Source organism: Nocardia sp. NPDC127606 (assembly GCF_042671725.1).
GTDB lineage: Bacteria > Actinomycetota > Actinomycetes > Mycobacteriales > Mycobacteriaceae > Nocardia.
The window spans coordinates 133,608-152,813 of record NZ_JBHXWQ010000008.1 but is presented as its reverse complement, the minus strand read 5'-3'; the positions used below and the strand labels follow the sequence as shown (position 1 = coordinate 152,813).

Annotated in this window: 20 protein-coding genes; 3 read left to right on the top strand and 17 right to left on the bottom strand. The window is 63.1% G+C overall.

Annotated features, from left to right (window positions below):
* Positions 1-6 precede the first annotated feature (6 nt).
* From ACFVJ5_RS28815 to ACFVJ5_RS28745, 15 genes are all read right to left on the bottom strand, one after another.
* Positions 7-243: a hypothetical protein gene (locus ACFVJ5_RS28815; protein ID WP_379224831.1), complete on the bottom strand. Its 237-nt coding sequence runs from the start codon at positions 241-243 to the stop codon at positions 7-9.
* Between the two features lie 128 nt (positions 244-371).
* A complete protein-coding gene (locus ACFVJ5_RS28810) occupies positions 372-824 on the bottom strand; it encodes a MaoC family dehydratase (protein WP_379224829.1) in 453 nt (150 codons plus the stop codon).
* Positions 821-1,579, bottom strand: a complete 759-nt coding sequence (fabG, locus tag ACFVJ5_RS28805; protein ID WP_379225107.1) for a 3-oxoacyl-ACP reductase FabG — start codon at positions 1,577-1,579, stop codon at positions 821-823. The genes ACFVJ5_RS28810 and fabG overlap by 4 nt, the downstream gene beginning before the upstream one ends.
* A 154-nt stretch (positions 1,580-1,733) precedes the next feature.
* On the bottom strand, positions 1,734-2,123 hold the full coding sequence (locus tag ACFVJ5_RS28800) for a hypothetical protein (RefSeq protein ID WP_379224827.1): 390 nt from the start codon (positions 2,121-2,123) through the stop codon (positions 1,734-1,736).
* Between the two features lie 122 nt (positions 2,124-2,245).
* Positions 2,246-2,770: a hypothetical protein gene (locus ACFVJ5_RS28795; protein ID WP_379224826.1), complete on the bottom strand. Its 525-nt coding sequence runs from the start codon at positions 2,768-2,770 to the stop codon at positions 2,246-2,248.
* A 1-nt stretch (position 2,771) separates the two neighbouring features.
* Positions 2,772-3,983 (bottom strand): MCE family protein, encoded by a 1,212-nt coding sequence (locus ACFVJ5_RS28790; RefSeq protein WP_379224824.1) that lies wholly within the window; start codon positions 3,981-3,983, stop codon positions 2,772-2,774.
* Positions 3,983-5,119: an MCE family protein gene (locus tag ACFVJ5_RS28785; protein ID WP_379224822.1), complete on the bottom strand. Its 1,137-nt coding sequence runs from the start codon at positions 5,117-5,119 to the stop codon at positions 3,983-3,985. The genes ACFVJ5_RS28790 and ACFVJ5_RS28785 overlap by 1 nt, the downstream gene beginning before the upstream one ends.
* Positions 5,116-6,390, bottom strand: a complete 1,275-nt coding sequence (locus tag ACFVJ5_RS28780; RefSeq protein WP_379224820.1) for an MCE family protein — start codon at positions 6,388-6,390, stop codon at positions 5,116-5,118. Before ACFVJ5_RS28780 ends, ACFVJ5_RS28785 begins: the two co-directional genes overlap by 4 nt.
* A complete protein-coding gene (locus ACFVJ5_RS28775; RefSeq protein ID WP_379224818.1) occupies positions 6,387-7,409 on the bottom strand; it encodes an MCE family protein in 1,023 nt (340 codons plus the stop codon). Before ACFVJ5_RS28775 ends, ACFVJ5_RS28780 begins: the two co-directional genes overlap by 4 nt.
* Positions 7,406-8,419 carry an MCE family protein gene (locus tag ACFVJ5_RS28770; protein WP_379224816.1) on the bottom strand — a complete coding sequence of 338 codons (1,014 nt, stop codon included), beginning with the start codon at positions 8,417-8,419 and terminating at the stop codon, positions 7,406-7,408. The genes ACFVJ5_RS28775 and ACFVJ5_RS28770 overlap by 4 nt, the downstream gene beginning before the upstream one ends.
* Positions 8,416-9,600, bottom strand: a complete 1,185-nt coding sequence (locus ACFVJ5_RS28765; RefSeq protein WP_379224814.1) for an MCE family protein — start codon at positions 9,598-9,600, stop codon at positions 8,416-8,418. The genes ACFVJ5_RS28770 and ACFVJ5_RS28765 overlap by 4 nt, the downstream gene beginning before the upstream one ends.
* Positions 9,597-10,460 (bottom strand): ABC transporter permease, encoded by an 864-nt coding sequence (locus ACFVJ5_RS28760; protein ID WP_379224812.1) that lies wholly within the window; start codon positions 10,458-10,460, stop codon positions 9,597-9,599. The genes ACFVJ5_RS28765 and ACFVJ5_RS28760 overlap by 4 nt, the downstream gene beginning before the upstream one ends.
* Positions 10,461-11,228: an MlaE family ABC transporter permease gene (locus tag ACFVJ5_RS28755; protein ID WP_379225105.1), complete on the bottom strand. Its 768-nt coding sequence runs from the start codon at positions 11,226-11,228 to the stop codon at positions 10,461-10,463.
* Between the two features lie 156 nt (positions 11,229-11,384).
* Positions 11,385-12,524, bottom strand: a complete 1,140-nt coding sequence (locus ACFVJ5_RS28750; protein ID WP_379224810.1) for a serine hydrolase domain-containing protein — start codon at positions 12,522-12,524, stop codon at positions 11,385-11,387.
* Between the two features lie 2 nt (positions 12,525-12,526).
* Positions 12,527-13,117, bottom strand: a complete 591-nt coding sequence (locus tag ACFVJ5_RS28745; RefSeq protein WP_379224808.1) for a QsdR family transcriptional regulator — start codon at positions 13,115-13,117, stop codon at positions 12,527-12,529.
* A 315-nt stretch (positions 13,118-13,432) separates the two neighbouring features.
* Between ACFVJ5_RS28745 and ACFVJ5_RS28740 the strand changes: the two genes are divergently transcribed.
* The 3 genes from ACFVJ5_RS28740 to ACFVJ5_RS28730 all read left to right on the top strand — a co-directional run bounded on the left by ACFVJ5_RS28740 (position 13,433) and on the right by ACFVJ5_RS28730 (position 16,369).
* Positions 13,433-14,302 (top strand): crotonase/enoyl-CoA hydratase family protein, encoded by an 870-nt coding sequence (locus ACFVJ5_RS28740; protein WP_379224806.1) that lies wholly within the window; start codon positions 13,433-13,435, stop codon positions 14,300-14,302.
* A gap of 61 nt (positions 14,303-14,363) precedes the next feature.
* A complete protein-coding gene (locus ACFVJ5_RS28735; RefSeq protein WP_379224804.1) occupies positions 14,364-16,001 on the top strand; it encodes a long-chain fatty acid--CoA ligase in 1,638 nt (545 codons plus the stop codon).
* A 161-nt stretch (positions 16,002-16,162) separates the two neighbouring features.
* Complete coding sequence (locus ACFVJ5_RS28730; protein ID WP_379224802.1) at positions 16,163-16,369, top strand: hypothetical protein; 207 nt, start codon at positions 16,163-16,165, stop codon at positions 16,367-16,369.
* A gap of 234 nt (positions 16,370-16,603) precedes the next feature.
* On the opposite strand, the gene ACFVJ5_RS28725 is transcribed toward ACFVJ5_RS28730, so the two are convergent.
* Both ACFVJ5_RS28725 and ACFVJ5_RS28720 read right to left on the bottom strand, forming a co-directional pair.
* A complete protein-coding gene (locus ACFVJ5_RS28725; RefSeq protein WP_379225103.1) occupies positions 16,604-18,028 on the bottom strand; it encodes an NAD-dependent succinate-semialdehyde dehydrogenase in 1,425 nt (474 codons plus the stop codon).
* Positions 18,029-18,080: 52 nt separating this feature from the next.
* Positions 18,081-19,190: an alcohol dehydrogenase catalytic domain-containing protein gene (locus ACFVJ5_RS28720; protein ID WP_379224800.1), complete on the bottom strand. Its 1,110-nt coding sequence runs from the start codon at positions 19,188-19,190 to the stop codon at positions 18,081-18,083.
* Between the last annotated feature and the right edge of the window lie 16 nt (positions 19,191-19,206).

Below are 19,206 nucleotides of genomic sequence, written 5' to 3'. Positions count from 1 at the left end.
CGGTCGTCAGGGAATCACCCAGTTTCGTTCGCATGGAAGGCGTGGCAGCAACAGCGCGGCGGTATCGGCGCACATCGTGGCGATGGCATTGGCATGAGAGGCGTTGAAAGCGGCCACAAACCGGCTCGCGGCGCTCACGCAGGCCTCGTAGAACAGATCCAAGCAGTCGCCGCCGACATCTGACCAGTGGATCTGGACGATGACATCCGGCTCCGCGAATTGTGGTGTGAAATGCTCGAACATGGTGTGGCCAATGGGAGTAGTTACCGGGCGTGTTCACGGATGGCGCCAACGTGGGTCCCCGGATGGAGGGGGTCGCCGCCGCCGAGGCGGTGTCCTCGGCGCCAGCGCGTCGTTCTTCGCACCGCCCCTTATGGCACGAACATGGTGACAGCTTCGACTACACAGGCAGGCTTGCTGCTGCCCTCACGCTCGACGGTGACCCGTGTGACCACCTGGTATCCGGAATCTACCTGAGATACGGAGACCAACTCGATGCCTGCCCGTACTGCCGAACCGACCGGCACCGGAGACGGGAACCGAATCTTGTTGGCACCGTAGTTGACACCCATCTGCATGCCCTCGACGGTGTAGACCTGCCAGGTCAGCATCGGAACAAGCGACAGGGTCAAGTAGCCGTGTGCGATCGTGCCGCCGAACGGACCGGCCTTCGCGCGCTCAGCGTCAACGTGAATCCACTGGTGGTCGCCGGTCGCGTCAGCGAAACTGTCGATCTGTTCCTGGGTGACGGTATGCCAATCGGAATACCCCAGATGGGTACCCTCGGCCTGCTGCAGCCCATTGAGGCCATCGAGAAACCTCATCCCCGTGGGCCTCCTGCCACGTACAGCACCTGTCCCGAGACGAATCCCGCGCCTTCGCTCGTGAGGAACGAAACGGCGTGCGCGATATCGTCGGGTGTGCCGGTGCGGCCTACTGGGATCTCCGCGGCAGCAGCGCTTTTGAACTCATCGAACGACATCCCGATGCGCGCCGCGGTCGCTGCGGTCATCTCGGTCTCGATGAAACCCGGTGCGATCGCGTTCGCGGTGACACCGAACTTGCCTAGCTCCAGCGCAAGCGTCTTGGTGAAACCCTGCAGGCCTGCCTTCGCTGCGGCGTAGTTCGCTTGTCCGCGATTGCCGAGCGCAGAAGTGCTGGACAAGTTCACGATCCGACCCCAGCGTGCTGTGGTCATGTAGGCCTGTACCGCACGGGTCATGAGGAATGAGCCGCGCAGATGCACGCTCAGCACGACGTCCCAATCGTCAGTGGTCATCTTGTACAGCAGGTTGTCTCGGAGGACACCGGCGTTGTTCACCAAGATGGTCGGCTGGCCCAGTTCGTCGGCAACCTTCTCGACAGCCGATTGGACGCCGGTCTCATCGGAAACGTCGACGCCGACAGCGATTGCCGTGCCTCCGGCTCGCTCGATCGTTTCGACGATGGGCTTGCAGGCTGTCTCATCGAGATCGACGATGGCAACCGCGTGGCCGTCGCCGGCCAGCCTGACGGCTACTGCCGCTCCGATGCCGCGCGCCGCGCCCGTGACAATGGCGGTGCGAGTTGTAGTCAACAGTTCACTCCTGTTCGGATTAGGGGATAAGGAAGGTCGGAAGAGGTCGAATGCCAAGGGTCAGCCAGGCAGATGACCTCGAATCAGCAGGTAAGCGATCGCTTTCACGAGCTGTTGAATCGGATCTACCACATCGATATTCATCGTCTACTCCCACTTAGGCCGGGTCGAATTTCGAGACCAGCCACGCGTTGCCGTGGCGTTCCACCTCCATGCGGACCGTCGTACTCGTAGTGATCGGCGCTGTGGAGTCGGCTGTTGTTGTGGACTGGTTCAGGAAGACCATGACGTCGGCGCGGCCTTCGGTGAACTCGGTGATCGCCTTCCCCACCACGGTCGCCGAGGTGTCGATCTTTTTCTCCTTTGCCGCGGGGATAACGACGTCGCGTGTGAAGGTGCCGTAGTACCCGGCGAACGCTCCGGTCAGCAGGTCGTTGGCGTGTTCGAGGTCGGAGTCGACGGTGTCCGATCCGTAGCTGAGAATCGCCACCGCGGCATGGGTGGCTGCGTCGACGGCGGACTGCTGCTGCGTCGATCCCGTAGCCACGTCACGCGGAGTAATCACGAATGCCAGATAGGCCCAGCCGGATACCGCGACTAGGGCAGCGCTCGCACACAGCCCGAGTAACGCTCGCGGCCGTGTTCGAAGATGTTTCAGCGTAGGTATTTTCATGCCACGAACTCCACTTTCGACATCTTGTAGCGGTTGTGATCGTCGGTCATCGTCACGCGGAGACGCCAGCTTCTGGTCTCGTTCTCGGCGCCGGCGGCGTTGGTGACCGACGAGGTCGCGTACACCAGCACGGTCGCTGTTTCGTCGTTCCTGGATTCGATGCCCTGAGCGACTACGTCACCGGTAGTGACCACTTTCGCTTGCTGCACAACCGACACGAATGCTGCCGACCGTGCCTCGAAGTCCGTTTTGAATGCGCCGGTGGATTGGTCGAGGACCTTCTTGACATCGTCTGGCGCCGAGGTGTCACGGATCGAGATCATCGCGAGTATTCCCGACCTGGCGGCATCGAGAATCTCGGCGTTCTCGATACGCTCCCGCTCTATGGCGCGGTGGTCTCGCAGCGACGTCGCCGCGAGGCCGGTGAATACCGCCGCGAGGATCGCGAATCCGATGGTCGCGGCAATCAGCCGGTCGGTGCGGCGCAAGGCATGCAGCAAGGCGGTCAAACGGTCAGCCATCTCATTTCTCTCCCGTCTCGAGTGGGGTGTTCTCGCCGAGCGGGACGTAGCCGGCGGGGTCTTTGCATTGCTCGACTGTCGGTGCACGCCGCCCTGGGTTCTCGGTGCAGGGCAGATTCCGTGCGCCGCGTGCGACCGTTGGATCATCTTGCGGGACAGCGCAGAACGCGGGTGTTTGCAGCGGAATAGGGGCGGAGTCCACAGGTGAACGCCGTTGATCGGGGGGAAGGAAACCCGTGGTGCATGGTGGCGGCACGTTGAGGTTGAGGTTGAAGTCGAGGTTGCCCATCGACGGCTCCGAGCCGGCGGCCACACTCTGGATCGCTGCTGCGACCGCTGGGTAGATGACGAGGATCTGTTCGACACTGAGGTTGTAGATCCGCAGGACGTCGGCGATGGAATGGAGGTTGGCGAGGGCCGGGGGAAGCGTCGGCGCGATCTCGGTGAACAGGGCAGCGCCCGCCTCTCCCGCCGGGCCACCGTTGTCGATCAGGCTGCGTAACGAGCCATCTCGGTCGGCAACCGTTCGGGTGATGGAACCGAGGTAGCCAGACCACGCGCGAATAGACTCTGAGCTCGCTACTTGGGTGTCGAGTAGTGGTCCCGCTCCGTCGATCAGCGCCCGCGTCGGGCCGATGTTCGCCAATCCTTCATCGATGAATGCGCCTGTCCCATCGATGATCTGCTGCAGATCGTTGCCCTTGTTGCGGAACGCCGTACCGCTCTCGTCGATGAGAGCACGCAGATCATCACGCGGAACATCGGCCAACGCGAGATCCAGCGCTTCGATCAGTTCCGCTGTAGGGGTGGGCAACCGGCCGCCGGCGATCGTGTCGCCGTCCTGTAGATAGGGGCCGGAGTCGGTTTGCGGCAGCAGTTCGATGTACTGCTCGCCGATGGCCGATCGACTGTGCACTTCGGCGACGATGTCGTTGTTCGGGATGTCGACAGCACCGTCGAGGAACATCGTGACGACGACGGAACCGTCGTCGACACGGAGGTTGTCCACGACGCCGACCTGGATGCCACGGTAGGTGACGTTCGATTTCTCGTATAGTCCGCCGCCCGAAGGGAGCACGAGTTCTACTGTGTGGCGGCCGATTCCGAGCATGGCTGGGACACGAAGGTATTTCATTCCGATCCAGGCGACGGCTACAACAGTGATCACAGCGAACGCGATCAACTGGTATCTGACGAGTCGCGAGAGCAGCATCAGTTACCGCCTTGTTCGGTGGGACGGGTTTGCCCCAGGTTCAGCGGCGTGATGAGCGGATTGCCCTGGATCGGCGGGAGGGGCGGAAGCTGGCCGATGATGCCGCCGAGCGAGGCGAGCTGCCCCATCGCGGGTGTCCCGGTCAGCAACGCCCGGTCGAGCCGGGCGGTCGTCAAATCCAGATTCAAGAACAGATTCGCGAAGTCGCCTTGCACGGCGTTGCGATAGGAGTTCATCGGGAACGGCAGGGTCGCGAGCAATGAGAGCGAGGACGTCAAGGACGGTCCGGAGTCTGCCAGCGCACGTAATGCCGGTTCCAGTGCCCGGAGGTCGGCATCGAGGTCCGCGCGGCTCGCGGTAATGAGCGCGTCGGCCGAACGCGCGAATCGGCCGATGGCATCGACTGCGCCGATGAGATCCTCACGCTGCGCGTCCAGCGTGGTCAACGCGGGATCCAGCGTCAGCAGTGCCTGATCGAGGGTTTCGCGATCGCTGGCGACGATGGTCGAGAAGCGGTCGAGTCCGTCGAGCACCGCCACGATATCGTCGCGCTGCTGGTTGAGCCGACCGGTGAAATCGCGCAGATTGTCGAGCAGGCTGCGCACGGTGTCCTCGCGACCGGACAAGGCTTCGCCTACTTCGCGGTTGATCTCGGCGAGTTTGCCGACCCCGCCACCGGTGAGCAGGAACGACAGCGTCGACAGTGTTTGCTCGGTCGTGGGATATGCGTCGGCGTTATCGAGCGAGATGCGATCCCCGTCATGCAACAGCGCTGCGACTGGACTCGATTTGGGCGGCAGCAGTTCCAGGTGCGCCGAGCCGAGCAGACTCGTGGCACCGATCTTGGCTGTTGTGCCATTGGGTAATTCGACATCGGGCTCGAGGGAGATCGTCACGAGAGCGTGCGTGTTTTCGACCCTGATCGATCGGACGGTCCCCACCGTCACATCGCTCACGCGTACCCGCGCGTTTTCGGTGAGGGTGGCAACGTCAGGCATCTCGATATCGATCGACCACGAACCATCCCCGGTGCCGACAGAGCCAGGTAGAGGAAACTGGTTGATCCCGGTCCACCCGCACCCTGCGAGAACCGAAGCCGAACAAAGGACGCACACCAGGCGGGCAACTGCGCTCATCGTGGTCCTCCTGGCAGTGGAAGTGTGGGCAGCATGAGACCGGGCAAACCGGGAAGCGACGGTGGCAGTGCGGAAACCGGGACAGGCGCGGGGGAGGGGCCCGGTGAATGCGGAGCCTGTTCGAGAGCCGGATCGCTGTATTCGATCTGGTCGGGAAGCGCGCCGACCGAGTTCCCGACAACGGCGCCGATCGGGGCATAGTTGAACGCGAGCGACTTCAGCAATGGTCCGAGGTAGTGGATGCACAGCTTCGTCGATTCCTCGGCGCCTTGCTCACCGGCGGCAGCGATAGCCGAGCAGATGAACTGGACCGGGTTGGCGAAGTTCGTCATCGCCAACGCTCCTGTCAGAGAGTTCTGAGCGGGTTGATAAATGTTCTCGAGGTTCGCGAGCACGGTCGGCGACGCGTGCAGGACCTGTTCGAGGTCGCGTCGCCGGTCCACCAGGACTTGCGTGGCGCCGCCCAGTTTGTCGACGGTGTCGCTGATTCCCGCTCTGTTCTCCCCCACGAAGGCACGCAGGTCGGCGACCGCGAGGTCGAGGTCGGCGAGGGTATCTCCCAACGACGTTTCGCTTGTCGCGACGAGCTCTGATACTGACGCAAGCCGATCTCCGAATGCGACGATTTGCGCGTGACTCTGTGAGAGCGCGTCCACCAGCACGGACAGATTCCTTACGGCGGCGAAGAGATCGGTCCGTCCGTCGGACAATGTTGTGGTTGCCTGGGCGAGGTTGGCCAGGGTCGAATTGAACGTGGCACCGTTTCCGCGCATGGTGCCCGCGGCGTCGGTGACGAATTCACCGAGACTTCCCGGCTCACCGGGCTGTGGACCCAATCGCTTCGCGAGGCGGGTGAGCTGGTCTTTGATCTTGTCCCACTCGACCGGCACGGCTGTTCGTTCTTCGGGAATCGAACCGCTGTCGGGCAGCTCGGGTCCACCGGCGTAGGCCGGTGTGAGCTGCACGAATCGGGCGGTTACAAGTGTCGGCGATACGACGACGGCTTGCGCGTCAGCTGGCAGCTTCCACCGTTTGTCCAGGATCAAACGCACTGCGACACGGGTACCTTCAGGCTCGATGCTGTCCACGACACCCACCGTCACGCCGAGTATGCGTACGTCATCACCCGGGTACAGTCCGACGGCCGCGGGAAAGTACGCGACGATCGCCTTGTCAGTGATCCGCGGAACGATCACATAGCTCACAACCGCCAGCGCTACGAGAATTCCCGCGATGGCACTGCTCACCAACATCTTTCGCTTCTGCTTCATCGCGGCCCCTCCGGTTGCGGCACACGACCGTCGCCCAGAGCGGCATCGACGAACGGCTGAATGAACTGGCCGGGTATCAGATTTCCGACATAGGCGCTGAAAAACGGTCCACTGCCGACAGATTCGCCGAGTGTCCCCATATATTTGACGAGACCGGGCAGTGCGGCGTCGATGGAACTCTTGTTCCGCTCGAGCAGGTCGAGCACGCTGTTCAACCGCGTGAGTGTCGGTGCGAGTTGTTCGCGGTTCTCGGCGATGAGGCCACTGATCTGCTGTGCGACCGCCGACAGAGCGTTCGACAGCTTCCCGATCGCAGTGCGCCGCGCATCGAGCTCGGCGAGGATGCGGTTGCCGTCGACGACGAGGGTGTTGATCTGTCGGCTGCGCTCCGCCAGCACGCCGGTCACTTTCGACCCGTCGGCGAACAAGTGTCGCAGTGCCTGATCCCGAGAGCCCAGGCTTTCCGACAGACGCGCGACGCCGTCGAGTGCGGCCTCGAGTTCTGGCGAGGATTGCTCGAGCACACCCGATGTCGTGTGCAGAGCGTCCGATAGTTGCTCGGTGTCGATCCCGGCGACGTTGTCGGCGAGCTTACCGAGTTCGGTGGGCAGGTCGTAGGGTGACCGGGTTCGCTCGAGCGGGATCGCTGAGGCGTAGTCGAATCGCCGATCGTCAGAGCTGGGGGTGAGCACAACGGCTTTGCTGCCGAGCGCAGTCCGAGTCCTTGCCTGCGCGCTGGGGGTGGCGCCGAGTGCGAGATCGTGACGGACACTCATCGTCACTTCGACATCGGTGCCGCGCAGCGTGATGTCGCGCACGGTGCCCACGTTCACGCCGGAGAATTCGACGCGATCGCCTGTTTTCAGGCCGCCGGCATCGGCGAATATTGCCCGGATCTCGCTGTCGGAGTTGAGCACAGGTAGTCGGTCGTAGTTCGAGACAGTCGCGACAGTCGCCAGAATCAGTATTCCGCCGACGACGCCTGTCCGCGCTGCGTTTCGGTTCTCGTATCGCCTCATTGCGGTGTCACACACCTGCCTTGTTTCTGTTGCACGAGTTTCGTGACGATCGGTGCGCCGGCAGGACCGTCGATCTTCAACGTCACCGCGCAGAGATAGAAATTGAAAAAGCTGCCATAGGCGCCGAGCCGAGTCAGCCGCTGGTATGCCTCCGGCAAGGCGGTCAGTACGGCCTCGATCTGTGCGCTGCCGTCATCGAGAAGTGTTGCCGCGCGGTTCGCCTGGGCAATGTCATCTCGGATGGGCTGGCGGTCGGCAATGAGTAGATCGGCCAGTGTTGTGGAAGCCGACTCGACGTGCACGAGCGCATCCGCGATCGGGGTGCCCCGTTCGGCCAGGACCGACACCAGTTGCTGCATATGGTCGATCACCCGGGACAGCGCGCCGCTGTCGTTCCCGACGGTGCCGAGTACCGCACCCAGGTTGGTGATAACGGATCCGATCAGCGCGTCACGATCGGCGAGGGTGCTGGTGAGAATCGCGATCTCCTGCAGAATGCCGGTGATCGTCCCGCCTTGTCCCTGCAGGGCACGGATCAATTCACCGGTCAAGCGATCGATCTGTTCGGGTTCCAGCGAACGCGTCAGTGGTGCCAGCCCACCGAGCAGGGAATCGATATCGAGGGCAGGGTTTGTCTGGGCGAACGGAAAGGTGCCGCCCTCCTGCATCGGCTCGTCGAGGTGGTCGCCGTTGACGAGCTCGAGGTAGCGGTCTCCGAGCAGGTTCGAGTAGCGCACGGTCAGGCGCGCATCACGGGTGACTCGGATATCGCGAGCGATGTCGAACACGACGTTCACGTCCCTGCCGCGCAAGTCGACGGCACCCACTCGTCCTACGTCGACACCGGCTACCCGGACGACATCGCCCTCGGCGAGCCCGGACACGTCGGCGAACTCGGCGCGATAGTCGATCCTGCTGTCGAGACGAATTCGCCCGAGCACCAACACGAGAAGCCCGAGAACCATGACCATGACGAGCGTGAAGCTGCCGAATTTCACAGCGTTCTTCATCGTCTACCCCCTGGGATGCCGTAGAGCATGAAGTCCAGGACGTTGAGCTGCGCCGGCCGATCCGTGGGGAGGTACGGATTCACTCCGGTGTCGGTCGCGAGGTATTTCGCCGGTCCGTTCGCGATGTCGAGAACGGGCAGTTCGCCACACCGCGGACCGCCGCTGGCAGCGACCTTCGGTAGGTCCTGGGGGTAGCGGTACGGCATCTCGCCGGCTAGCAGCGTGGCACTGATGTTGACTCCCGGCACCGCGCCACCGACGAAGGACTCGATGTCGGCGCGTGCTTTGTCCAGCCCCTGGAAGAAGCAGGGCAGCCCTGGCGAGTACTCGTCGAGCAGTTCGGTAGTCGGTCGGATCGACCGCAACAGCGCTTCGGTGGCTTGTCCGTTCGCCTCGAGCAACTCGCCGCCGGCCCGTCCCACTCCGATGGCTGCCAGGAAGAATCTGTCGAGCCCAGCTACGTTGTCCACCACAGTGTCTCCCGTTGTCGACAACGACCGCAGAGTCTCGAGGATGTCCGGTGCCGCGTCCGCGTAGACGGTGGCTACGTCGGCCGTTGCCGCCAGATCGCGCTGCAGATTGTCCAAGCTCGGACGCAACTGGGTGAGATAGGCGTCGGCCTGATCGATGGTGTGACCGAATTGCTTGCCTCGGCCGCGCAGGGCGTCGGAGATCGCCGTGAGCGTCGCGTTGAGGTTTTCCGGCGCGACGGCCTTCAATACTGTGGTCAGCCGTTCGAACAGGGTGTTGATCTCGGGGGTGACACCTCGGTTGTCGATCGTCGCGCCACTCGTAATCGCTTGTGCTGCTGGCCATTTCGGTAGAACCAGTGCAACGTACTTTGCGCCGAAGACAGTCGTGCTTTCGATCGAGGCACCGACGTTGACCGGAATCGAATGTGCGTGCTCGGGGAGGAGATCGAGCTCGATCGATACGTATCCCGCTTCTTCTCTGATCTTGCCGACGCGGCCTACCTGTACATCGAGGAGCTTCACCCTGGCTCCCGTGTCGAGGTTCAACCCGGATCGTTGCGCAAGCAGCTCGACCTTCACGCTGTCGATGAACTCACCGCGGAATTGGGCTACGACGAGCGCGGCGATGACAATGACGCAGCCGGTGAAGAGGATTCCTGCCGTGGTGACGTGGGGGTCGCGCGGCCCCGTCCGCAGTCGCCTGATCATCCGGCGAAGTTGAACTTGCCGGAGGTGCCGTACACGGCCAGCGACACCGCCAGCGTCACGAACACCACTGCAGCGAGTGACGAACGAACCGCTCGGCCGACGGCCTCGCCCACGCCCGCGGGCCCACCGCTGGCGGTGTAGCCGAAATAGGTGTGAATGAGCATCACGACGAGTCCCATCAAAATCGCCTGCAAGAAGGACCACAGCAGGTCCGTGGGTACGAGGAACGTGTAGAAGTAGTGGTCGTATACCCCGCCCGATTGGCCGTATACGACGACCGTCGCCGTTCGGCTCGCCAGGAACGAGGCGATGAGCGCCACTCCGTACACCGGGACGATCGCCACCATGCCGGCGAGAATCCGCGAGGACGCCAGGTACGGAACCGATCGCACGCCGATCACCTCCAGCGCGTCGATTTCCTCCGAAATGCGCATAGCGCCGATCTGCGCTGTAGCGCCGGCACCGATGGTCGCCGCTAGGCCGACACCGGCGATCACCGGTGCCGCGACGCGCACATTTACATATGCCGCAATGAAGCCGGTCAAGGCCTCGACGCCGATGTCGCCCAGTGTTGTATAGCCCTGCAGCGCAACGACAGCCCCGGCTGACATCGTCAAGAATCCGACGATGACGATGGTGCCGCCGATCACCGCCAAGGCGCCGGAACCGAGTGCGACTTCGGCGACCAACCGTAGTGTTTCCCGGCGATAGTGGACCAGCGCGAGTGGGATTTCGACTATCGCTTTCCGATAGAAGACCGCTTGCCTGCCGATCTCGTCGACTGCCCGTTTCAGCCACTTCGCGCGGAGAAACACGAAGCGAGCCGGTCGCGACGTGAACCTAGGTACTGTCAACGTCATTCAGCTACCCGCCGTCATCTTGATACCGATCGCCGTGAGGGCGATATTTACGAAGAACAAGGCCATGAATGCGTAGACAACCGTCTCGTTCACGGCCTGGCCGACGCCCTTTGGGCCACCCCTCACGGTGAGACCGCGTGAGCACGCGACGAGCGCGGCGATGAGTCCGAACATCCCGGCTTTGATTTCGGAGATCACAAGTTCCGGTAGTCCGGTCAACAGCGGTATGCCATCGACGAACGCTCCGGGTGTGACGTTCTGGAAGTACACCGAGAAGAAGAAGCTTCCCGCGATCCCGATCGCGCACACGAGCGCATTCAGCAGCAGCGCAACCACAGTCGAGGCGAGCACACGCGGCGCAACGAGCCGCACGACCGGGTCGATGCCGAGCACCTCGAGCGCGTCGATTTCCTCGCGAATCGTCCGCGACCCGAGGTCGGCACAGATTGCGGTCGCACCTGCCCCGGCTACGACCAGGACTGTGACGACCGGTCCCACCTGGGTCACCGCCCCTAGCGTGGCGCCGGCACCTGCGATATCCGATGACCCGAATTCCGCGGCAAGGATATTGAAGGTGAAACTGATCAATGCGGTGAAGGGAAGCGCGACGAACAGCGTCGGCAACAACGACACTCGCACGATGAACCAGCACTGTTCGAGGAATTCCCGGCCTTGAAAGGGCCATGTCACCATGCCACGGAAAGTGTCGAGCGACAGATAGAAGAACTCGCCGAGGGAGCGTAACGGTCCCTGGACCAGATCTCGCATTGTTCTCTCCCACTGTCGAATCGAATCAAAGTTGCAGAGCCGTCTACGAAACAACGAGCAACTCGCGGAACCGCTGGGCGTCAGCCGGTTCGGTTGCCGTGCCAAGCCATGGCAAGGCGCGCCCGGATTTTGAACCGGGCGTTGTATGCGCGCCGATCAGGCGTCGATTACTTGATAGACCGCGCGCAGGTACGCCTCGCTCCGCGGCGAACCGAGGAGACCGAGACCCATCTTGTTCATCATGTAGGTGATGGTCATTCGGCGGTCCAAGTCCATGACGACCATGGATCCGCCCCACCCACCCCAGAAGCAGATTCGCCCGTCAGGAATCGCGGGAACGGTTTGAGGTTCGGGGAGGCCGTAGCCGATGCCGAAGCGCAGCGGGACGCCGAGCACGCGGTCTCTGCCGTTGCTCTGTTCCTCGAAGATCAGCTCGATCGTGGCCGGAGACAGCAACTTGACACCGTCAACGCTCCCACCGCACGGGATCACGGACATGATGCGAGCGAGCGAGCGAGCATTGCCGTGGCCGTTGTAGGCGCCGAGATCTGCGCGCCGCCAGGACGCGGTGTTCGCCGCGGCAGCATCGAGTGGCGGGGACCCGAGTGCCTTGCGCATGAGGTTGCCCTCGGGAAGCGCGGTGAGGTCGAACGGAAGTGGTGGCGGCGGAACCACATCGGCGATGCGCGGCCAATCCAGTTCGTGTGCACCGATCTGGAAGTCGGCGTCCAGCGGCCCGGCGATTTCGTCGGCGACGAACTGTGCCAGGGACTTCCCAGAGACCCGGCGAACAACTTCGCCGAGCAGTTGGCCGTAGTTCTGGGCGTGGTAGCCCGAGGACCTCCCCGGCTCCCACCACGGCTTCTGTGCTGCCAAGTGCGAACTCGCCGAATCCCAATCGTAAAGATTGTCCATGGTGAACGGTGGTTCCCAGCCGGCGACACCGGAAGTATGGGACAGCAGGTGACGAAGCTCGATACGGTCTTTGCCGTTGGCGCCGAATTCGGGCCAGTACTCCGCGACCGGGGCGCGGACATCGAGCTGGTGCCGGTCGACCAGCATCAGTACGGCCAGGCTCGTAACTGTCTTCGTCGACGACCACACGTTCGTGATGGTGTCGGCTTCCCACGGCCGGGTCCGCTCGCTGTCGCTGAACCCTCCCCATAGGTCGACAACGACCTCGCCGTCGATGTCGACGACTACTGAAGCGCCCAGCTCCTCACCTGAGGCGATGTTCTTCTCGAACTCCGTTCGGAGATCGTCGAATTCGGGGCTACATTGCCCGCTTACGGTCATGACTACGTTCCCTTCGGGATATATGTGGGGTCGCCTAGCAACGCTGCTACCGCGATGGCTGCCTTCGTTGCGTCGGGGTCTTCTCCGGTGATGAGATCTGCGTAGATGAAGGATTCGGTGATCCGCGCGATGAGATAGGCCAGATCGTGCGCCGACATCGGGTGAATGAGATGGCCACGGTCCAACTCCTGTTGCACCACGCGCTCCACGGCGTCGACGATTTCGTTCAACACCGGGCTTTCCTTGGTCGTGAGCAGGCGCAGTGCGCGTTCGGGTTCGCTGCGGAGAAACCTGCGGAAATACGGTGCGTCGATAAGTGCCTGACCGAACGTGCCCGTCGCGTCCGCGATCCGGGCCGCACCGGTGCGCGTGGTCGCTGCCACCGCCGCGCGGTGAGTCGGCTCCGCGAGCGACCACAGCACGGTCGCGAGCAGATGGTCGCGATTGCCGACCCAACGGAACAGTGTTGTTCGGTCGACCCCGAGTTCAGCAGCGAGTTTCTGCATATCCAAACGGTCGCCCTCGAGGAACTTGCGCCTGGCGACGGCGACCGCCTGCTCAGCTGACACTTTGCTGTGACCCGGACCACTCATGAATGCAACATACTCACAAATGTAGCAACGAATCAAGTAGATGTTGCAAATTCGCCTGCACCCCAGGTGACGGGCTCGGCGCGGACGAAGCGAATCTGTCGGATGAAGTCAAATTGTTGTCGCGCAAAGGCAAGTTCTTGCCGCCGAGGCTGCACAGACTTACAGCTTGTCGAGTGCTGCTGGCAAAGACGCCCAGCAGGACCGATTTCCTTCATCGACGCCGTCTCGTGGGACGGGGATGGCATAGCGAACACGATCTGGTCCGGTCGCGCGATATCCACGTCGGCCGATCACACCCCAGTCAGGAGCAACCCGGTGACCTTCCAGACCCTGCGCTACGAGGTACACGACGCGATCTTGACCATCACGCTGGACCGCCCCGAGCAACTCAACGCGTTCACCGTGAGCATGGCCGACGAGCTGGTGCACGCGTTCGAGCAAGCCAGCCGTGATGACGCAGTCGCTGCGATCGTGGTGACCGGCGCCGGGCGTGCCTTCTGCGCGGGCATGGACCTGTCGGTCGGCGGCAACGTGTTCGGTCTGGACGAAACAGCCCGGCCCACACCAACAGACATGCACCACCGACTGACCGATCCGCCGATCCATCAGGGTGTGCGTGATGCGGGCGGGCGCGTGGCGCTAGCCATCTTCGCGTGCACCAAACCGGTGATCGCCGCCATCAACGGCGCCGCAATAGGAGTCGGAGCGACGATGACCCTGCCCATGGACATTCGAATAGCCAGCGATGATGCCCGCATCGGGTTCGTCTTCGGCAAGCTCGGCATCGTTCCCGAAGCGTGCAGCACGTGGTTCTTGCCGCGCATCGTCGGAATCAGCCGCGCCTTGGAATGGACCTATGCGGCCGAAATCCTCACCGCCGATGCCGCTTTCGAAAGCGGACTGGTTCGCACGGTCGTGGCGGCGGCCGATCTGCTGGATACCGCGTATGCGCTGGCGAAGACGTTCACCACCGACCGCTCACCAGTCGCTACCGCACTGGCCCGGCACATGATGTACCGCAACAGCGCACAACCGCACCCGCTCGATGCCCACCGGGTCGACTCGCTGGCCATGTTCTACACCAGCATCGCCGACGGCAAAGAAGGCGTCGAGGCGTTCCTCGGCAAGAGGCGACCACAGTTCACGAGTCGAACCAGCCATCAATTACCGCAGGTATTCGGCTGATCAACCCCACCGCACCGAGGACAACGTAATGCGACAAATAGCTAGAGGAGACACCGCACCGATGTTGAGCACCATGCAGGACGAGCCGCTTTCGCTCGCGACGCTACTGAAGTACGCCTCGACCTTCCAAGGCGACAGCACAGTGTCCACTTGGACCGGCAGCGGCGTGCGGACCATGACATACCGCGAAATGGGTTCTGAGGCAGCGAGACTGGCGAACGCGCTGCGCGGGTTCGGTATCGGAATCGGCGACCGGGTCGCGACCTTCATGTGGAACAACAACGAGCACATGGTCAGCTACATCGCCGTGCCCGCCATGGGCGCGGTGCTCCACGCTCTCAACATCCGATTGTTTCCTGAGCAGCTGGTTTACGTGGCCAATCATGCCCAAGACCAGGTCGTCATCGTTGACGGCTCGTTGGTGCCGATGTTCGCCCAGTATCTGCCGAACCTGAAGACGGTCCGTCACGTCATCGTTGCCAACGGCGACGCCGAGGCGTTGCAGGCACCTGCCGGCGTGCAGGTGCACTCCTACGCCGAACTGCTCGCAACCCAGCCCGACACCTTCGACTACCCGCTGATCGATGAGCGGTCTGCCGCCGCAATGTGTTACACCTCCGGCACTACCGGCGATCCGAAAGGCGTGGTGTACTCGCACCGCTCCAACTGGCTGCACGCGATGCAGGTCGCCTCGCCGATGGGTATGGGCTGCACCGGGTCCGACAACGTGCTGGCGATTGTGCCCCTGTTCCATGCGAACGCCTGGGGCCTGCCCTATGCCGCGCTGATGGCGGGCACGAACCTGCTCATGCCCGACCGCTTCCTGCAGCCGGGACCGCTGCTGGAGATGATGGCAGATCAGAAGCCGACCTTCGCCGCGGCCGTGCCAACCATCTGGGGCGGGGTACTTGCCGGGCTGGCTGCCAGGCCACAGGACATCTCGCACTTGCGCGCCGCGGTGGTGGGCGGGTCGGCGGTTCCGCCGTCGATGATGCGCGCATTCCACGAGAAGCACGGCTTGCGAATAGTGCAGGCTTGGGGCATGACCGAGACCTCACCGCTGGGCAGCGTCGCGCACCCGCCTGCGGGTGTCACCGGCGAGCAAGAGTGGGAATTTCGTTATACACAAGGACGATTCCCCGCCGGTGTGCAGGCACGGCTGGTCGGCGACGATGGCAGCGTCGTGCCCAACGACGGCGATTCACTAGGAGAGCTGGAAGTTCGCGGTCCGTGGATCACCGCCTCTTACTATTCCCCCGATGGCGCCGCAATCGACTCCGACAAGTTCGACGACGGCTGGCTGCGCACCGGTGACATCGGCAAGATCAGCCCCAACGGCTATCTCACCCTGGTCGACCGTTCCAAGGACGTCATCAAGTCCGGTGGCGAGTGGATCTCCTCGGTGGATTTGGAGAACGCGGTGATGGGCCACCCGGCCGTCGCCGAGGCCGCGGTCATCGGAGTGCCGGACGAGAAGTGGGACGAGCGGCCGCTGGTCGCCATCGTGCTGACCGAGGTCGGCGCCGCCGAGGCCGCCGAACTGCGCGACTTCCTGGCCGACAAAGTCGCCAAATGGCAACTGCCCGAACGCTGGACCTTCATCACCGAGGTGCCCAAGACCAGCGTCGGCAAGTTCGACAAGAAACGGCTGCGCGCCCAGTACGCCGACGGCGACCTGACCGTCACCTCGCTGCCCTGACTCATATCTCCAACCAGCCCTCCAACATCCTCGGCAGCCGAGCTCGGCTCGGCTCCCGAGGATGCGCTTTCTGGCCGAAACAGCTCGCCTGCAACCGTGATGTTCGACATCAGCGGTGATCGACCGGCTGCTCGAAACCCTGCGCGCGAATTGGAGTTCAGATGCCACCTGCACGCCGTGGTCCTCATGGCGACACGGTTCGATACCGCGGCGATGCTGAGATCGTCGCGCAATTCAGCAATCGCTCACTGCGCCGTCTCGTCCTAACCGTCGATGGTCTGCCCTCCTCGACACTCGGACAGATCATCGCGGTCGTAGACATCATCCGGGTAGTCGAAGACATCCACACGGCTGTCACCGACATCTGACGATCAGAAATGCGCAGTCCAGCGGCCCGGCATGGCCGGACAGTCGCGTCATCGCGCGGCCGGGCATCTGCACAGGAATAGGCGCGGCCAGGGATGCGCCGAGTCCATGTGCAACGGACCACGCATGCGATCACCTACAGTCACGTGACGATGCGATACCCCTGCAGAAGCCAGGCTCGCATCAGCACGCCAGATCCTTGACCGCGTGAAAGTACACGCGGTCAAGGATCTTTCTCAGGCGTAAGGGTCACTCACTGCGGTGTACCTGATTTCCAGATATTCCTCGATGCCTTCGAATCCGCCCTCGCGGCCCAAACCAGATTGTTTAACCCCTCCGAACGGTGCCGCGGGATTGGACACCACACCGACGTTGAGCCCCAGCATTCCGGTCTCGAGCTCTTCCATCAGACGAAGACCGCGGGCAGTGTCGCGAGTGTAGGCGTAGGCGGCCAGTCCGTACTCGGTGCTGTTCGCTGATGCTATGGCCTCGTCTTCGGTACCGAATCGGATGATCGGTGCGACGGGTCCGAAAATTTCTTCGCGCAGCAGGCGGGAACCGGGATCCACGTCGGTTAGGACGGTCGGCGGATAGAAATGCCCGGGGCCAGGAAGTGGCGCACCGCCGACGCGGACGACGGCACCACGCTCGACAGCGTCGAGCACGAGGTCGTGCACCTTGCGGCGAGAACCCTCATCGATCAGTGGTCCGATCTGGGTGGTGGGGTCGGAGCCCGACCCGACGACAAGGGAAGCCATCCGTTCGGTGAGTTTGTCGGAGAACTCCGTGGCCACCGATTCGTGCACCAGAAAGCGGTTGGCTGCGGTACACGCTTGCCCCATGTTGCGCAGTTTCGCGACGATCGCGCCCTCGACAGCGGCATCGATGTCGGCGTCGTCGAACACAAGAAACGGTGCGTTGCCGCCGAGCTCCATCGAGGTCCGCAGTACTTGTGTCGCCGACTCGGCGAGAAGACGGCGACCGACCTGAGTGGAACCCGTGAAGGACAGTTTCCGCAGCCGAGGATCGGCAATGATCGCCGAAACAGCTTCTGCCGCCGATGATGTCGGAATCACGTTGAGCACGCCTGGAGGAAGGCCGGCGTCGGCGAGGACTCTGGTCAGCAGGAGTGAAGTCAGCGGTGTGAGCGCGGCGGGTTTGAGTACCATGGTGCAGCCGGCCGCGACGGCGGGTGCGATCTTGCGGGTGGCCATCGCCAGTGGGAAGTTCCATGGGGTGATCAACAGCGTTGGCCCGACAGGGTGTTTGTGGACGAGCAGTCGGGTCTTGCCATCAGGTGCGGTGCCGAATCGTCCATTGGCCCGCACGGCTTCTTCGGCAAACCAGCGCAGGAATTCTGCGCTGTAGGTGACCTCGGCTCGCGCCTCGGCCAACGGTTTGCCCATCTCGAGAGTGATGAGTGCGGCGAATTCCTCCGCGCGGGCGGTGACGGCTTCGAAAGCTCTTCGCAGAATCTCTGAACGCGTGCGAGGTGCGGTGCGAGCCCAGTGTCGTTGGGCGACGACGGCGGAGTTCAGAGCGGCGCGCGCGTCGGCGGGCGTTGCGTCGGCCACAGAGGCCAGGGGCAGCTCAGTGGCAGGATCGAAGACCTGAAAGGTTCTGGCGCCCTGTGCGTCTCGCCACTGCCCGCCGTAGTACATCTGCGCCTCGACGTCACGAATGGTGGATGCTGTGATGCTCAATTGCTGGGCCTCAATCTTGATCGAAGACAATGATTTGTCGAACGGCTTTGCCGTCGGCCAACTCGTCCATGGCTGAATTGATTTCGGACAGTCGAATACGTGAGGTGATCAGCTGCTCGACCGGGAGTACACCGTCGCGCCACATCTGCGCGAAGATTGGGATGTCACGTTCGGGCACCGCCGAACCGAGATAGCTTCCGGTGATCGTGCGTGTTCCCGAGACCAGACCCAACGGCGCGATGGTGGCGCGGATCTCGGGTCCAGGCAGCCCGACTGTCACGGTCGTCCCGCCTGGAGCGGTCGCCGCCACGGCGGTCTCGAATGCGCGGGCACTGCCTGCTGCCTCCACGACGACGGCGGCGGTGATCCCGGATTCGATCACCTCTTGCGGTGTGCAAGCGGCGGCACCGGCTGCGCGTGCATGGCTGAGCTTGTCGGGCAGCGGATCCACACCCATGACCTCGCCGTGGCCCAACGCGACTGCGGTGAGCAGGGCCGCCATTCCCACTCCACCCAACCCGACGACCATGACCGCATCGCCCGGCTGCGGGCGGCCTGCATTGATCACCGCGCCGCCGCCGGTCAGCACCGCGCAACCGAGTACCGCAGCGATGTCGGGCGGTATGTCGTCGCCGATGGGAACTACTGAGCGCCGGTCGACCACTGTGTGGGTGGCGAATCCGGATATCCCGAGATGATGGTTGATCGCCTTCCCGCCGCGACGCAGGCGTACTCCACCTCCGAGGAGGATGGCGTCGTTGTTGGCTGCGCTACCCGCGGAGCAGGGCAATCGCCCGTTGGTGCCACAGGCGAGACAATATCCACATCGCGGGAGAAAGGTCATGACCACCCGCTGTCCGATCGCGATGTCGTCGACGTCGGATCCGAGGAGCTCGACTCGCCCGGCGGCTTCGTGCCCGAGCAGCATCGGAAGGGGGCGGCGACGATTGCCGTCGACGACTGACAGGTCGGAGTGGCAGATACCGGCGGCCTCGATACGAACAAGGACCTCGCCCTGCCCGGGTGGGTCGAGGTCGAGTTCGTCGATGCCGAGTGGCCGGGACCGTGCGTATGGTCGAGTCTGCCCACTGTGTTCGAGTACCGCGCCCCGAATCTTCATTCCGTGTCCGTCCTTG

What these genes read in the sequence shown, in the direction of transcription:
- ACFVJ5_RS28815 (WP_379224831.1), bottom strand. Translation starts at nt 243, where the DNA reads ATGTTCGAGCATTTCACACCACAATTCGCGGAGCCGGATGTCATCGTC.
- ACFVJ5_RS28810 (WP_379224829.1), bottom strand. Translation starts at nt 824, where the DNA reads ATGAGGTTTCTCGATGGCCTCAATGGGCTGCAGCAGGCCGAGGGTACC.
- ACFVJ5_RS28795 (WP_379224826.1), bottom strand. Translation starts at nt 2,770, where the DNA reads ATGGCTGACCGTTTGACCGCCTTGCTGCATGCCTTGCGCCGCACCGAC.
- ACFVJ5_RS28790 (WP_379224824.1), bottom strand. Translation starts at nt 3,983, where the DNA reads ATGCTGCTCTCGCGACTCGTCAGATACCAGTTGATCGCGTTCGCTGTG.
- ACFVJ5_RS28785 (WP_379224822.1), bottom strand. Translation starts at nt 5,119, where the DNA reads ATGAGCGCAGTTGCCCGCCTGGTGTGCGTCCTTTGTTCGGCTTCGGTT.
- ACFVJ5_RS28780 (WP_379224820.1), bottom strand. Translation starts at nt 6,390, where the DNA reads ATGAAGCAGAAGCGAAAGATGTTGGTGAGCAGTGCCATCGCGGGAATT.
- ACFVJ5_RS28775 (WP_379224818.1), bottom strand. Translation starts at nt 7,409, where the DNA reads ATGAGGCGATACGAGAACCGAAACGCAGCGCGGACAGGCGTCGTCGGC.
- ACFVJ5_RS28770 (WP_379224816.1), bottom strand. Translation starts at nt 8,419, where the DNA reads ATGAAGAACGCTGTGAAATTCGGCAGCTTCACGCTCGTCATGGTCATG.
- ACFVJ5_RS28765 (WP_379224814.1), bottom strand. Translation starts at nt 9,600, where the DNA reads ATGATCAGGCGACTGCGGACGGGGCCGCGCGACCCCCACGTCACCACG.
- ACFVJ5_RS28760 (WP_379224812.1), bottom strand. Translation starts at nt 10,460, where the DNA reads ATGACGTTGACAGTACCTAGGTTCACGTCGCGACCGGCTCGCTTCGTG.
- ACFVJ5_RS28755 (WP_379225105.1), bottom strand. Translation starts at nt 11,228, where the DNA reads ATGCGAGATCTGGTCCAGGGACCGTTACGCTCCCTCGGCGAGTTCTTC.
- ACFVJ5_RS28750 (WP_379224810.1), bottom strand. Translation starts at nt 12,524, where the DNA reads ATGACCGTAAGCGGGCAATGTAGCCCCGAATTCGACGATCTCCGAACG.
- ACFVJ5_RS28745 (WP_379224808.1), bottom strand. Translation starts at nt 13,117, where the DNA reads ATGAGTGGTCCGGGTCACAGCAAAGTGTCAGCTGAGCAGGCGGTCGCC.
- ACFVJ5_RS28735 (WP_379224804.1), top strand. Translation starts at nt 14,364, where the DNA reads ATGTTGAGCACCATGCAGGACGAGCCGCTTTCGCTCGCGACGCTACTG.
- ACFVJ5_RS28730 (WP_379224802.1), top strand. Translation starts at nt 16,163, where the DNA reads ATGCCACCTGCACGCCGTGGTCCTCATGGCGACACGGTTCGATACCGC.
- ACFVJ5_RS28725 (WP_379225103.1), bottom strand. Translation starts at nt 18,028, where the DNA reads ATGTACTACGGCGGGCAGTGGCGAGACGCACAGGGCGCCAGAACCTTT.
- ACFVJ5_RS28720 (WP_379224800.1), bottom strand. Translation starts at nt 19,190, where the DNA reads ATGAAGATTCGGGGCGCGGTACTCGAACACAGTGGGCAGACTCGACCA.